The sequence below is a fragment of the uncultured Aquimarina sp. genome (assembly GCF_947492115.1).
Classification (GTDB): domain Bacteria; phylum Bacteroidota; class Bacteroidia; order Flavobacteriales; family Flavobacteriaceae; genus Aquimarina.
In genome coordinates this window covers 179,885-194,800 of record NZ_CANLMM010000004.1, presented here as the reverse complement: position 1 = coordinate 194,800, position 14,916 = coordinate 179,885, and the positions used below count along the sequence as shown (strand labels likewise).

Below are 14,916 nucleotides of genomic sequence, written 5' to 3'. Positions count from 1 at the left end.
TGACACTCTTCAAAAGCTCTTGGGAATGTTAAAACAAATAGTTTCTATATTCTTCCTATTATCATTTTCGCTAATTTCTTCTCAGAAGAGTATTGATCATAAGTATGCTGAGTTCAATTTTTGGATTGGAGAATGGAATGTATACAAGCATAACACTGACACAATAGTTGGAAAAAGTAAAATAGAAGCAATTATTGATAACAAGGTTATCAAAGAAACCTATCATGCTACAACATCCAAGTTTAAGGGAACCAGTTTAAATAAATATAACCCTAGAACGGATCAATGGGAACAATTTTGGGTAGATAATTCTGGGCTAACACTCCATATTACTGGAAATCTAAACGATGGTAAGATGATTTTAGAAAACACAATCAACTTACAAAAAAATAACACCCTATCTAATAAAATAACTTGGCAACAAAATGACGACAAAACGGTTCGACAAATATGGAGTCAAAGTAAAGATAAAGGTAAGACGTGGAAAGTTATATTTGATGGAGACTACAAACCGATAGAAAATGACTAAACTACCACTTCTCCATACAAATCAAAATCCTCAGCATCATATATCTTAACAGTCGTATATTCCCCTGTTTTTAAATAAAACTTAGAAGCATCTATTAATACTTCGTTATCTACATCTGGAGAATCAAATTCTGTTCTACCAACAAAATACTTCCCTTCTTTTCTATCGATAACTACTTTAAACTCTTGTCCTATTTTTTCCTGATTAAGCTCCCAAGAAATTTGAGATTGAATCTCCATAATTTCATTAGCACGATCCATTTTCACCTCTTCAGGAACATCATCTTCCAAGTTATATGCATGGGTATTTTCTTCATGAGAATACGTAAAACAACCTAGTCGTTCAAAACGCATTTCTTTTACCCAATCTCGCAACGTTTCGAAATCTTCTTGTGTTTCTCCTGGATATCCTACGATTAAAGTCGTTCTGATAGCCATATCAGGTACCGCTGCTCTAAACTCTTTAAGTAATTTAGTTGTTTTCGCTTTGGTAGTACCTCTTCGCATAGATTTCAGAATTGGATCTGCAATGTGCTGTAGCGGAATATCAATATAATTACATATTTTAGGTTCTTCTCTCATTACTTCCAAAACTTCCATTGGAAAACCTGTAGGAAATGCATAATGTAAGCGAATCCATTCTATACCATCTACGTTGACTAAAGCCCGTAGTAAATCTGCTAACTTCCTTTCTTTATAAAGATCCAACCCATAATACGTAAGATCTTGTGCTATTAGGACTAGTTCTTTTACACCATCGGCCGCAAGTTTTTCTGCTTCGGTTACTAATTCCTCTATAGGAGTGGATTTGTGCTTACCTCTCATTAAAGGAATTGCACAAAAAGAACAAGGACGATCACATCCTTCTGCTATTTTTAAATAAGCATAATTTTTAGGCGTTGTTGTTAATCTCTCTCCAATTAATTCATGCTTATAATCCGCTCCCAAGGCTTTTAATAAGCCAGGAAGTTCAGTAGTGCCAAAATATTGATCTACATCAGGAATCTCTTCTTCTAAATCAGGTTTATATCTTTCTGATAAACAACCGGTAACAAAAACTTTATCAACAATACCTTGATCTTTTTTCTGTACATACTCTAAAATAGTGTTTACAGATTCCTCTTTTGCATTAGCAATAAAACCACATGTATTGATGACCACTACGTTTCCTTCTTCTTCATGAACAACTTCTTTGTTATTTGCCTTAAGTTGTCCCATAAGAACTTCGCTATCATACACATTCTTACTACAACCTAATGTCACTACATTGATCTTATTCTTCTTTAAAGTCTTTGTTCTCATATCGTTTGAATCAATCTAACCGGTTCTATTAAAGGTGTGCAAAGATACAATGAATAACTAAAGTTTAGTATATAATTGCGACAACTCTCTTCTGAAAACAATAAATAATTTAAACCTTTTGTATATTGTAGCGTCTAAATCTACATATATAACCAAAATACGCTATGAAGAAAAAGATATCCCCTATCCTTTTTCTGGTATTTTCTTGTATTTTTTCTTGTTCAAGTGATTCGGAAGAAATGTCCATTGAAAATCCAGATCCTAATCCAGATCAAGTTTCTTTATATTTCCCACCTATTGATTTTGAAGAATGGGAAACGGTATCCATATCAGATCTTGGCTGGAATTCCGATGCTGAAACAGATCTTTACAATTTCCTTGAAGAAAAAAACACAAAGGCTTTTATTATTCTAAAAGATGGTAAGATAGTAATAGAACAGTATTTTAATGGTGCCACAGCTACAGATAATAACCCTTGGTACTCAGCTGGAAAAACCCTGACTTCGTTTATGATAGGATTAGCACAGCAAGAAGGATTATTAAACATAGAACAATCGTCTAATACCTACTTGGGTGATCAATGGGCAACAATTACATCTGATCAAGAAAATAATATCACTGTAAAGAACCACCTAACCATGACTACTGGTTTAGACTATAATGTAGCCAATCAAAATTGTACCGATCCTAACTGTTTAACATATCTAAATGAAGCTGGATCCTTTTGGTACTATCATAATGCTGCTTATACACTATTATCGGATATTATTACAGGCGCTACAGGAATGGAATACACGGACTATTTTGATACTAAAATCAAAAACAATATAGGAATGAACGGCACATGGCTGAGTCTTGGGTATGCTAATGTTTATTACAGTACGGCCAGAAGCATGGCTCGTTTTGGCCTATTAAACTTAAATAAAGGAACTTGGGAAAACACTCCTATTCTTACAGATCTAGCTTATTTTACGGAAATGACAAATAGCTCACAAAATCTTAACCCTTCGTACGGATACCTATGGTGGCTCAACGGAAAATCTAGTTTTCGTGCACCTTCATTCGAAACCGAATTTCCGGGAGAGCTTATGCCAGATGCTCCAGATGATCTTTTTGCTGGTTTAGGAAAAGACGATCAAAAACTATATGTAGTACCTAGTCAGAATCTTGTAATTGTTCGTATGGGAGATGATACAGGAGAAGCACTACTAGGCCCTTCTAGTTTTGATAATGATTTATGGATTAAAATTAATAAACTAATGAATTAATTGTACTTTATTGGAGCTCGACGTTCTTTGGAAATTTGTTCATACGCAAATGCCAATGCTAACAGTTTATGTTCAGAAAATGACTTTGCAATAAAAGTTAAACTCTTAGGTTCTCCTTTATCAGTATATCCCATCGGAACCGTTATAGCAGGATATTTGGCCACAGCAGCATATCCTGCATGATAATTATTTATAGATAAAATCGCATCCAAATTATGAGTATCTATATGTGTATCGAAATAACTTCTAGAAACACTTTGTAAATTCTCCTTGATCGTTTTCAACTCTTTCGTTGTAGTACTATCACTCACAATTCCCTCTAACAATGCTTGACCATATGGCATTCTTATCAATGAGTCTTGTAAATTAAATGCAACAATATCTTCGATAGTTTTCGTCGCAATATTATCGCTTGCATACTTAGCTATATATTGTGGTAGATCGTTTTTCATGTCGATATTTAAAATCGTCAAGAAACCAGGAAGTGGTGTATTCTCAGGTTCTAACTCCACTATTTCTGCTCCTGAATTTTTAATTTTCTCTACTGCTTTAGTATAGAGGGAATCTGTAAGATAGGATTTCAAAACACCAAACTTTTTTCCTGCTAAGTTGGTATTTGTAATTTTTGGCAAGGAAACTGTTTTTGCCTTAATAGAAGCACTATCTGTAGTATCCTTACCTACGAGTGCATTGTATAAAATCACATTATCAATCACTGATTTTGTCATTGGACCTGGAGTATCTAATGTACTGGAAATAGGCACAATTCCACTTCTACTAAAAACTCCAATCGTAGGCTTTAATCCTACTACCGAGTTTTGACTCGATGGCGATAATATAGAACCACTAGTCTCTGTTCCAATAGCTGCTACACAAAAATTAGCCGCAACTGTAACCCCACTTCCCGAACTGGAACCACCTGATTCAAAAATCATTCTTCCATATGGATTCATTGTTTGCCCGCCAATTGCACTATATCCTACTGGACAACCAGAACAGAAAAAATACGCCCACTCACTTAGATTTGCCTTACCCAGTAACAAAGCTTTTTTTTCTAACAAACGATTAGCGATAAAAGCGTTTTCAGCATTATTGTTTTGTAAAGCAACAGCACCTGCTGTTGTAGGCATACCTCTGGCATTGATATTATCCTTCAGCAAAATTGGCATACCATAAACAGAGTGAATATCTATATTAGATGTATCCGTTTTATCTAATTCTCTTGCTTGCTCAACGACCAAAGGATTAAGTGCAATAATACCATTGAGAGAAAGCTGATTATCAATTTCATATTTTCTAATTCGGTACAAGTAAAAAAGTACTAATTTCTCATAAGTAAGCTTTCCTTGTTTTATACTTGTTTGTAAAGAAGGAATATCCTTCTCTAAAATAAGAGGTTTTAAAGCATTATAATCTTCTTCAGAAAAATAATCCAATTCCGATTCTAACGGCCTCCAAATCTGGTTTTTATCTAAAACTTTGGAGTTAACCAGTTTTAGATGCATACGTGACTGTTCTAAATCAAGCGTTGCCTTTATATCTTCAGATTCATCATAAGGTTGCCATGTTACCCTAGGTTGTTTAGTAATTACTTCTAGATTAGTTTCTTTTTTACAAGAAGAAAAAAGAGAAATTGTGATAAGAAGACTTATTATTCTATACATCATGAGTTTGTGTGTTTACGGAAATATCCTCTCAAAATAACAAAAAGGGACATTGTAATCTATAACAATGTCCCTTTTAACTATTTTGTAACAGAACTTTAGAAAGATGCTCTAAAAGTAGCATTGGGCGTGATTCCTAGTGCTGAGTTCATAACCTCCTGAACATTCCCTTCATTAATAGTATAATAAGAACTGATAGTATTATTAATGTCGGAGAAATTCCAAACGGAAATACCAGCATGACAATCTACTTTTTGTGATAATTTAAAGTCATAGGTAGCAGATATATCAAATCTCATATATGCTGGTAATCTATCACTATTTGCTGGATTATAATTAATTTCATCATCCACTATTTCATTTGCAAAAACAGGTATTGTAGTTGGCAAACCTGAATGCCAATTAAGGCCTGATGATATTTTAAGATCTTTATACGTGTAAGCTACTCCAAAAGTTATGGAATGAGTTATATCAATATTATTAGGAAATTTATTTTCTTGAAAATCTGGAAAAGTGTAATTATTATCAACGAACGAGTAACCTAACCAAGAACTTAGATTGTGAAATCTTTTATTGACTAAAATATCTAAGCCAGTTACCGTATAATCGCCTGTTGCTTGAGTAAACTCGTATTGATTCTGAAATCCTTGACTTCTAGCTGTGATTCCTTCTACCAGCTTATAGTAAGCTTCTGAACTCACTAACCACCCTTTTTGATTATAGCTTACACCTAACGATGCCTGTTTACTAGTAACTACAGGGATGTCATCATCATTTGAAAGAATCCAACGTCTTTTTTCAATTCCTAAAAAATCATTCTGAAAATTAATAATTTGAGAAGTATTTTGATGTTTAAATTCTCCCAGAATCTCTAAATTGAAATAATCAAAAATTCTTTGATTATAGCTAATTCTAGGCTCAACAAAATGTTTCTTAAATTTTTCATTATATGTATACCTAACTCCTAACATCAAAGAATTTTTAAGTTCGGATGCCTGATATTCAGCTTGTGAGAAAACACTATGATTACGGATAACTCTAATTTGATTTCGCCTGAATATAGGATCATCTACATCATTTAGATTAGAAACACCTGTTTCTATAAATTGATATCCATTTTGCCATTTAATATTATTTCTAAACCTGTAATTGGCGATTATTTTAGCACCAGTTTCTGAGACTATATTCTCTTGTAAAAATCTTTGCTGGTTAGGAATGTTTACATTCACTGCTTCTAATTGATAATCTGTTTCATAAACTTGTAGGGTAGTATCAAAGTTCGGATTCCAATTTCTTTGATACCAAAGTCCTCCTGCGAAACTATTCTGTATCAAACTACTTTGTCTCGAAATATCTACTTCATTAAGGACATCATTTTCTGTAAAAACTAACTCATTAGAAATTCCCAAAAAATTTAATCTAATTTTATCTTTGTTTGATATTTGCCAATTCCACCTCAGATTTACATCATAAAAATCAAATCCGATATCGGTTTCATTAACCCTACCTATCTCACTATCTTGCGAAATCCTTTCAAAATATTTTTCATAGGTAGGAGTTTCAATAAAATCGTTTAATGCTTTTCTGGCGGAGAGTTGTAGTGACGACTTTTTACCTATTGGAATATCCGTAAAAATATCAGCGTTGATAAGATTTAAACCTATTGTAGTTTTAAATTCTTTGTTGATTGTATCATCTGTATTGATTAAAATAGTTCCAGATACACCATCTTGCAATGTTGCTGCACTTCCATTTTTAATAACTGTCGCGTTATTGGTAATAGAAGGATTAAAAATTGAGATCAGTCCAAAAAAATGACCTGATTGATACATTTTAATTCCATCCCAAAGAATAAGGTTTTGATCATTAGTTCCTCCTCTAATATTGATATTAGATACCGTTTCATCAGTGCTTTGAATTCCAGGTAACGCCTGAATGGTCTGTAACACATCCGTTTCTATCAAACCCGGCAGAATACCAAACTTATCGTAATCAATACGAAAAACACCTTGATCCGTTTTATCAATACCTTTAACCAAATAATTTTTTATTGTAATTTCACCTAGCGTTTCGGTTTTAGGAATCAAAAATACCGTAGCGCATTCATCATTTTTTTCAAGATTAAAAACTTTATTAATTATCTGAAATCCTAGGTGCTCGATTACAACTTCTTCCTCGCTTCCAACTTCTAACCTAAAAAATCCATTTTGATCGGTAACAACTCCTAACTTTTCTGTTCTTACTGTAGCTCCAACCAAAGGTTCTTTAGTCATATAATCTTTTATATACCCACAGACGAATAAACTTTCCGTTCTTTTATTAATCACAATAAAATTGTCATTAATCACCGTAAAAGTTAATCCGGTTTGTTGTTGCAAAGACGCTAATATTTCCTCTAACAAAAGGTTTTCTGGGGTATCATTGACAAAGATATCCTTTATCGTATCGTCGGCATAAGTAAACTGGTAAGAAAACTGTGTTTCTAGTTTTTCTAAAACTTCTAATAAAGGTTTTTGATTGTTTTTTTGCTCATTTTGAGCATTTGCTGGAACCAAAAATAAAATACTGCATACTAATAAAAGTAATACAATACTACTCTTCTTTTTTACGTAAAGTGATGTTCTTGTTGGTATCAATAGTATAGTTCAAATCTAAAGGTAAAGTTATAGATTTTAAACCATCTTGCATATTATTATGAACAAAACCTCCAGTAAAAAAGCGTTTTGTATCAATATTTTCAGCATTGACAGTAACATCATACTGCCTCTCAAACTCTTTAATTACCTGGTAGAATGGAACACTTTTAAAACTGCTAACATTGTTTAACCATTGGGGACGATTAAAATCAACAGTTTCAAAAGTTGTTATTCCATCTACAATACGCAAAGTACTCCCCGCTGGTAGGTTTCGGGAGTCTTTTGCATGTTTTACATTCACAAGACCTTCATAACAGATCACTTCAAAAAAGTTAGCTCTGTTTTTTACACTAAACTGGGTTCCCAGAACAGTAATCTTGCCTTTTTCCGTTACTACATCAAAAGCAGAACCTTTCTTTACTTTGAAAAAAGCTTCTCCTTTTAAATGCACTTCTCTTTTATCTTTCCATTCATTTTTGTTAAAAACAATTTCCGATTTAGCATTCAGGACTACTTCAGAATTATCCGGAAGTGCTAGCGAATGCTTTTCACTGGCTAATGTGGAAAAAGTTTGATCATTGTTAAGAAAGAAAAAGTAAGAAACACCCAACACTATCGTAATTGTTGCTGCGATTTTAAACAACATTTTGTAATCAAAAGATTTTCTAGAAGTAGTATTCTCATTGTTTCCCTTACTAGAATACAATTCCTCCATATTAGCTTCTTTAGAAACATCAGGTGCTTTAAAATACTGTGCCCCTTCAATTATTTTGGAATGCATTGCGTAATCATCCATTTTTTTGAAGGTCTCCAGTTCAGCTTCCGTAAGTTCGTCTGCTAACCACTTTCGTACTAAATGTTCTTTATTTGTTTTCATATCTTCTTACATATAGATAACAACTAACTTTTAAAAACTCCTTTTTAAAAATCTATTTTTTTTTATTTAAACCCCTCTAATTCGCTTTTCAATTTGTTGTAAGCCGCATAAATCCTATTTTCTGCTGCCTTTCTAGTGATCCCCAACATCTCTGCAATCTCAGCGTGTTTTTTTCCTTCTACCTTATTTAATAAAAAAGCGGTTCGCTGATCTTCGGTTAATCTACTTAAAGCATTTTGGTATCTTTTTAGGAATTGTTGCTGTTCTAAAATAAATTCTGGGGATTCATTAGTATAGTCTTTAGGTTTCACCTCCTGATGTTTTAAAACCACTTTCTGATGCTTTATTGCATTTAACATCATATTTTTTGCCACTTTAAACAAAAAGCCTCGAGCTTTTTCTGGAGTTACTTCCTTACAATGAGACAATAACTTAACAAACACTTCTTGCATAGTATCTTTAGGTCCTAAACTCTCACCATATCTATAATAAAGAAAATTATATATGTCTTGCTTATATTTCCTATAAATCATAGAAAACATCTTTTCATCACAGACATCTTCATTTAGTTTTTGTGGCATTTTTAAAGATGATTTGGAAGTAAAAGTAAAAAAAACAAAAAAAATAAAGGAGTTTTTAAAAGTTAGTTGTTCTAGAATATAAAAGGAGTAATTCTTTTAAACCCAAACTAACATGAAAACACAAATCAGACTTTTATTACTTTCACTCACAACTTCTGTATTTTTTATCACTACATCTTGTAGAACAGAACTTAATGAAGAAATTGGTGCTCCACAGGAGCAAACATTAACTGCGAACTCTAAAATTGCAGACCTAATCCTAAAAACGGCAATGAACGACGGCTCTGGAGACAACATCCTAGACGGTTCTAGTTGTTTTGATATCTCATTACCAGTAACTGTGGTTGTTAACGGAACTGAATTGACACTGAATACTGAAGATGACTTTGAAGAAATTGAAGCAATTTTTGATCAATCTTCTGATGACATGGATACCTTAGAATTCATATTTCCTATCACTCTTATTGCTAGTGACTTTTCTGAAACTATTGTAGAAAATCAAGATCAGTTAGATGCACTAATAGAAGCTTGTGAAGAAGACCAAGAAGAAGATGATGATGATATCGAATGTATAGATTTTCAGTACCCCTTATCCGTATCTGTTTTTAACGAAAATAGTGAGGTATTGGAAACAATTACCTTTACTAATGATGAGGAATTACATGATTTCATTAAAGACCTAGATGAGGATGACATCGTAAATATTAGTTTTCCTATTACTGTGATTCTTTCTGATAACACAGAAATAACAATAAACAATCTAGACGAGTTAGAAGAAGCAATTGAAGAAGCTATTGATGACTGTGATGAAAATGATTTAGGAGAGGAAAGGTTTATTGACGTAATTACCAGTGAACTTTTAGAAGTTCAAAAATATAAGGATAACCAAAGTAATGAAACAAATAATTACCGTGATTACATTTTTGATTTTTCTGAAGATGGTACTGTACTAGTAACTTTAGAAGATAACGACGGAGATGACACAAACAATGTAACCACAGAAGGTACTTGGTCGGTGCGAACTAGAGTGGATGGAGGACTTAATACTACCTTAGATTTTGGTACGGAAGCTCCATTAAACAAACTCAATAACAGTTGGAACGTTAAAAAAATCCAGGAAAAAAGAATAATGCTTGATGAGCGCGAAGGCGAAGGAATTAGCAAAGACGAATTATTCTTTCAACAAATCTAAAAAAACTTAAACCCTAAAATAATTAATCCGATCATGAAAAACTCACTAAAAATTTTACTTAACTCAATATTACCTATAAGTTCTTTTGTAATACTTACACTAGCAGCAGCAAGTTGCGAAAATGAAAGTTTTACTTCTGCGGATACTAACCAGATCACAACAGGTGACAATATTAAAATGCTTACAGTATCCAATGATGGCGAAATACTTCCTTTTACGACTAATTTAATGGCTGGACAACATCATGTAGCAGGAACAATTTCTGTTACATCAGATGGGGTAAACGTATTTGTCACCTACAGTACTAACTGTGGAAATGATGATAATGAAGAAGAAACTGAGGAAGAAAGTATTACTAGCAACGTTTCTAAGAATAGTCAAGGTAGTTGGACATTAAAAGCAACTCATCTATATGTAGGGAACTGCGAAGACCTACCAACAACAAATAAAGGTAATCCAAAAATTGGAAAGTTCCCATACAAGACAGAACATGGAGAAGGTGTAAATGAGTTTACTTACACAATACCGTTATCAGACATTGGAGAATGTTTTTGTTTAGCGGCACATGCCGAAGTTGACTGTGGCGAGTGCGACGACAATGATGAGGACGATAATGATAATGATGATGAAGATACTATCATTAACAACGAATCAAAATCATCAGATTCTAACGACGACGATAACTATTGTGGAGAAGAAACTGCATGGGCAGAAGGAAACAATTTCCCAGGAAACAGCTGGGCAATGTATACCGAGTTTTGTATCGAGACTGACAATGGCGATGAATAAAAAACTATAACGTCCACAGCCTCTATACCATACTCTTAACTAATTAAAACCGTATTATAAATCCAATATCTATGTCTAAATTAAAATTAATAGAAAAGCATAAAATACTCATCTGTGGAGGTTTTATCATTGCTTATTGCATAGTATTAGTAATCATCTCATCTAAACTGGCTATATAATCAAGTTTTATAAGAGATGTATTAAAAAAAGTAAATATTGAATATACAGATTGTATTTTCAATTAAAAAGAAACCTCTACGAATAGAACATTTTTTTCATACGTAGGAACACATTAAATCTATTTTAGTAGAGGTTAATTATATCTTTATTTTGGTAAAAAAGGAGTTTTTCGAAAGAATACTCCTTTTTTTATAAACCTGATATATATCCAAATTTTCGCCAATTAAACACCCTAATTATAATGGATGTTTTAAAAAGCTAGCTCTACTAGTTTTTTAAAATATTACTTAAAGAAGGAATCTACAAATTCATATTTGTTAAATACCTGAAGATCTTCTATTCCTTCTCCTACTCCAATATATTTTACAAGGATTTGAAACTGATCACTAATACCGATTACTACACCACCTTTGGCGGTGCCATCTAATTTAGTAATCGCTAATGAAGTAACTTAGGTTGCAGCTGTAAACTGTTTTGCTTGTTCAAAAGCATTTTATCCTGTAAAACCAGCAATACATCACGAGTTTGTGTGTTAACGGAAATATCTTCTCAAAATAACAAAAAGGGATATTGTTACACAATAACCCTTCTATTCAATACAACTAACTAATTTTATTCCTAAAAAATCAATAATTAAATAATAAAGTAAGTTTAATTACATTTGAAATTATAATAAAACACAATATCTCTAATATCATTTATTGTGTAGATACCATCCTCTATTTTCGTAACAATATCTTTGCAATCAGCAAAAAAGGAAATGGATGTTTCTTTGAAGTTTTTAGAAAACTCTGATCCATAAGACATATCAATAACATCTTCATCTGTTTTAGAAATATAAAAATCCTCTATTTCTGTACGAGTAGTTTGCGGTATGCCATTGTCATTACCAAAGACTCCTGAATTTGTCCCGTTACTATACTTTATATCGTATCCTTTAGTAACAATTCGATAAAGCTTAATCTCTCCATCACTTACTAACTGCAAGGGTTTAAAGGTTTCAGTTCCTTTAATTTTTTTATAATAAAAATGATATCTTCCACTTCCAGGTTTGGTTAGTGTAATTTTAGTGAGATCTTCCCAATTATAAATGATCGGTTTATCTTTTTTAGTCTCCTTAAATTTTACTTTATCCTTACCCTTGAATTTTGCAAAACCAATTTGTTCCGAACCATCTTTAAAATAAAGTTTTGCTTCCGTCTTTTGTGCACTTACAATACTAATCCACAAAAAAAGTAGTAAGAACTGGAATAGTCTAAAAAAACTAACTCTTTTGGTCATGCAAAATTACTTAAAGAAAGAATCTACAAATTCATATTTATTAAATACTTGTAGATCTTCTATTCCTTCTCCTACTCCAATATATTTTACAGGGATCTGAAACTGATCACTAATACCGATCACTACACCACCCTTAGCAGTACCGTCTAGTTTAGTAACAGCCAATGAAGTAACTTCGGTTGCAGCGGTAAATTGTTTTGCCTGTTCAAAAGCATTTTGCCCTGTAGAACCATCTAAAACCAGTAATACGTCATGCGGCGCGTCTCCTACCACCTTTTGCATCACACGCTTTACTTTGGTTAGCTCGTTCATCAGGTTTATTTTATTATGCAATCGCCCTGCTGTATCAATAATAATAACATCTGCATCCTGATTTACTCCAGACTGCAATGTATCAAATGCAACAGACGCAGGATCACTCCCCATATCTTGCTTTACAATTGGAACATTTACTCGATCCGCCCATACCTGCAACTGATCGATGGCCGCAGCTCTAAAGGTATCAGCAGCACCTAAAACTACTTTTAATCCTTTTTTATTAAACTGATACGCAAGTTTACCAATGGTAGTGGTTTTTCCCACACCATTAACTCCTACCACCATTAACACATATGGCTTTTTAACTTCTGGGATTTCAAAATCCGATGCTTCTCCCGAATTAGTTTCGGAAAGTAAGCCTGCAATTTCTTCTCTAAGAATTTTATTTAATTCTTCTGTTCCTAAATATTTATCCTTAGCAACTCTGTTTTCAATTCTTTCGATTACTTTAATAGTCGTTTTTACACCAACATCACTAGTAACCAAAACTTCTTCCAAATTATCTAAGACATCATCATCTACTTTAGACTTCCCAGCTACAGCTTTACTTAATTTAGAAAAAAAACTAGTTTTAGATTTTTCTAACCCTTTATCTAGGGTTTCTTTTTTCTCTGAAGAGAATATTTTTTTAAACAAACTCATGTGTTGTATTCAGAATACTATAAATTTAAAAATATAACTATACCACAAACTTCTATAAATATAAAAAGAAAGAGCCATTCCAATAAAATTGAAACGGCTTCTTTTTAAAATATTTTCTTACAAATTACTTTTTCTTGAAAAAGTCATTTACTGCATCAGGTGCCATAATTGACTCTACAAAAGTATAAGCTCCTGTTTTTGGAGATTTAACCATCTTAATAGCTTTGGTTAATCTCTTAGATCCTGTCTGTAACGATGCTACTGATTTCTTTGCCATGTTATTATTTTATTTCTTTATGAACAGTCATTCTCTTAAGAATTGGATTAAATTTCTTTATTTCCATTCTATCAGGAGTGTTCTTTTTATTTTTTGTTGTAATATACCTTGAAGTACCTGGCTGACCAGAAGCTTTATGCTCTGTACATTCTAAGATTACCTGAACTCTATTACCTTTCTTTGCCATTGTAATATTTTTTTAAAAGCTGATTTATTTTGTTAAGAAACCTTTAGCTCTTGCTTCTTTTAAAACAGCAGCAATACCGTTCTTATTTATATTTTTCAAAGCTGAAGTAGACACTTTAAGTGTTACCCATCTATCTTCTTCAGGAATATAAAAACGCTTTTTAATTAAATTCGCGTTGAATTTACGTTTTGTTTTATTCATAGCGTGAGAAACGTTATTTCCCACCATTGCTTTTTTACCTGTAAGCTCGCAAACTCTTGACATCTCTTCGTAATTTTGGTATTATTTCAAAACAGGGTGCAAATTAACGAATTATTTACCGAACCACCAATAATACTATTATGTTTTTTTTCTCTTTTTTTAAATTTCATTCTCATCGCTCCGTAAACTCTTAAAAAGAGCTCAAATTTAATACTATTTTTAGAGTTCATCACCTTTTAATTTGTATCACCTTCAATACTCAAAATTAAAAACGGGGGTTTTTACGTATATAGTAAATCGCCAATAGCTATTACTTTTACACCAGTTAGTTTTCATAACTGTAACTAACTACTTGATATGGGGTAATTGAGTAGTAAACAAGCGGATCTTAGGATCCGCTTTTTTTTTGTTTCATGATTAGAAATACAAAACACAATCAATTAAAAATAAGTTTTTATCATCTTGTATTGTATCTTTAGTCATTAATATGATTTAAATCATCATGCACGACTCACTAAAAGATAGACTGCTACAAAAACACATAGTCAACGGAGTTGGAGTATTTTACTACTACGATAACTTTATGGTATCAGAAATTGATCAAGGCGCTAAAATTGAATTAGATATTGTTTTAAAGATATCTGATGAATTCACAAAAAAATATTACTCATTCGATAATCCTTTTGTCTATATCGCTAATAGAATACATTCATACTCTCTGCAGCCCACAGTTCATTTTGAAGCTAAAAAACATCTACCATATGTAAAAGGATATGCGGTAGTAACCTACGACGCTATTAACACAAAAATTGCAACTCTAGAACAATCCTTTCTTGAGGTGCCCACTAAAGTTTTTGACAATTTAGAAGATGCGGTACATTGGAGCGATCAACTTATAGCTAAAAGATAATTTTTCCCCAGCATCTTCTTATTTAGTAAATCTACATCAAGAGCTATTCAAAATTATTAATTCTTTAAATAAATTGTATATTT

15 protein-coding genes and 1 pseudogene are annotated in these 14,916 nt (G+C 32.5%); 5 read left to right on the top strand and 11 right to left on the bottom strand.

Annotated features, from left to right (window positions below; all coding sequences use genetic code 11):
• The first annotated feature begins 25 nt into the window (after nucleotides 1-25).
• Nucleotides 26-529, top strand: a complete 504-nt coding sequence (locus Q1A73_RS14035) for a hypothetical protein (protein WP_299606769.1) — start codon at nucleotides 26-28, stop codon at nucleotides 527-529.
• On the opposite strand, the gene rimO is transcribed toward Q1A73_RS14035, so the two are convergent.
• Entirely contained in the window at nucleotides 526-1,830 is a 1,305-nt protein-coding gene (rimO, locus tag Q1A73_RS14030; protein ID WP_299606767.1) for a 30S ribosomal protein S12 methylthiotransferase RimO, read from the bottom strand. The genes Q1A73_RS14035 and rimO overlap by 4 nt on opposite strands.
• A 164-nt stretch (nucleotides 1,831-1,994) precedes the next feature.
• Between rimO and Q1A73_RS14025 the strand changes: the two genes are divergently transcribed.
• Entirely contained in the window at nucleotides 1,995-3,098 is a 1,104-nt protein-coding gene (locus Q1A73_RS14025; protein ID WP_299606765.1) for a serine hydrolase domain-containing protein, read from the top strand.
• Here the strand turns inward: Q1A73_RS14025 and Q1A73_RS14020 are convergent.
• From Q1A73_RS14020 to Q1A73_RS14005, 4 genes are all read right to left on the bottom strand, one after another.
• Nucleotides 3,095-4,765, bottom strand: a complete 1,671-nt coding sequence (locus tag Q1A73_RS14020; protein WP_366141459.1) for an amidase family protein — start codon at nucleotides 4,763-4,765, stop codon at nucleotides 3,095-3,097. The two genes, Q1A73_RS14025 and Q1A73_RS14020, sit on opposite strands and share 4 nt — an antisense overlap.
• Before the next feature lie 95 nt (nucleotides 4,766-4,860).
• Nucleotides 4,861-7,398, bottom strand: coding sequence for a carboxypeptidase-like regulatory domain-containing protein (locus Q1A73_RS14015; RefSeq protein WP_299606763.1), 2,538 nt, complete (start codon nucleotides 7,396-7,398; stop codon nucleotides 4,861-4,863).
• Entirely contained in the window at nucleotides 7,355-8,275 is a 921-nt protein-coding gene (locus Q1A73_RS14010) for a FecR family protein (protein WP_299606761.1), read from the bottom strand. The genes Q1A73_RS14015 and Q1A73_RS14010 overlap by 44 nt, the downstream gene beginning before the upstream one ends.
• A 62-nt stretch (nucleotides 8,276-8,337) precedes the next feature.
• Complete coding sequence (locus tag Q1A73_RS14005; RefSeq protein WP_299606759.1) at nucleotides 8,338-8,856, bottom strand: sigma-70 family RNA polymerase sigma factor; 519 nt, start codon at nucleotides 8,854-8,856, stop codon at nucleotides 8,338-8,340.
• Nucleotides 8,857-8,968: 112 nt separating this feature from the next.
• Between Q1A73_RS14005 and Q1A73_RS14000 the strand changes: the two genes are divergently transcribed.
• Nucleotides 8,969-10,048: a hypothetical protein gene (locus Q1A73_RS14000; RefSeq protein WP_299606757.1), complete on the top strand. Its 1,080-nt coding sequence runs from the start codon at nucleotides 8,969-8,971 to the stop codon at nucleotides 10,046-10,048.
• A gap of 33 nt (nucleotides 10,049-10,081) precedes the next feature.
• Nucleotides 10,082-10,837: a hypothetical protein gene (locus tag Q1A73_RS13995; RefSeq protein ID WP_299606755.1), complete on the top strand. Its 756-nt coding sequence runs from the start codon at nucleotides 10,082-10,084 to the stop codon at nucleotides 10,835-10,837.
• Nucleotides 10,838-11,300: 463 nt separating this feature from the next.
• On the opposite strand, the pseudogene Q1A73_RS13990 reads toward Q1A73_RS13995, so the two are convergent.
• From Q1A73_RS13990 to rpmB, 6 genes and pseudogenes are all read right to left on the bottom strand, one after another.
• Nucleotides 11,301-11,519 (bottom strand): annotated as a pseudogene (locus Q1A73_RS13990) (signal recognition particle-docking protein FtsY); the annotation flags it as partial.
• Nucleotides 11,520-11,668: 149 nt separating this feature from the next.
• Nucleotides 11,669-12,298: a hypothetical protein gene (locus Q1A73_RS13985; protein ID WP_299606753.1), complete on the bottom strand. Its 630-nt coding sequence runs from the start codon at nucleotides 12,296-12,298 to the stop codon at nucleotides 11,669-11,671.
• Between the two features lie 6 nt (nucleotides 12,299-12,304).
• Nucleotides 12,305-13,258: a signal recognition particle-docking protein FtsY gene (gene ftsY, locus Q1A73_RS13980; RefSeq protein WP_299606751.1), complete on the bottom strand. Its 954-nt coding sequence runs from the start codon at nucleotides 13,256-13,258 to the stop codon at nucleotides 12,305-12,307.
• A gap of 124 nt (nucleotides 13,259-13,382) precedes the next feature.
• Complete coding sequence (locus Q1A73_RS13975; RefSeq protein WP_219007908.1) at nucleotides 13,383-13,535, bottom strand: DUF4295 domain-containing protein; 153 nt, start codon at nucleotides 13,533-13,535, stop codon at nucleotides 13,383-13,385.
• Between the two features lie 4 nt (nucleotides 13,536-13,539).
• Nucleotides 13,540-13,722, bottom strand: a complete 183-nt coding sequence (gene rpmG / locus Q1A73_RS13970; RefSeq protein ID WP_069675060.1) for a 50S ribosomal protein L33 — start codon at nucleotides 13,720-13,722, stop codon at nucleotides 13,540-13,542.
• A 24-nt stretch (nucleotides 13,723-13,746) separates the two neighbouring features.
• A complete protein-coding gene (gene rpmB / locus Q1A73_RS13965; RefSeq protein WP_149623903.1) occupies nucleotides 13,747-13,986 on the bottom strand; it encodes a 50S ribosomal protein L28 in 240 nt (79 codons plus the stop codon).
• A gap of 439 nt (nucleotides 13,987-14,425) precedes the next feature.
• On the opposite strand from rpmB, the gene Q1A73_RS13960 reads away from it, so the two are divergent.
• Complete coding sequence (locus Q1A73_RS13960) at nucleotides 14,426-14,833, top strand: STAS/SEC14 domain-containing protein (protein WP_299606740.1); 408 nt, start codon at nucleotides 14,426-14,428, stop codon at nucleotides 14,831-14,833.
• Nucleotides 14,834-14,916 lie beyond the last annotated feature (83 nt).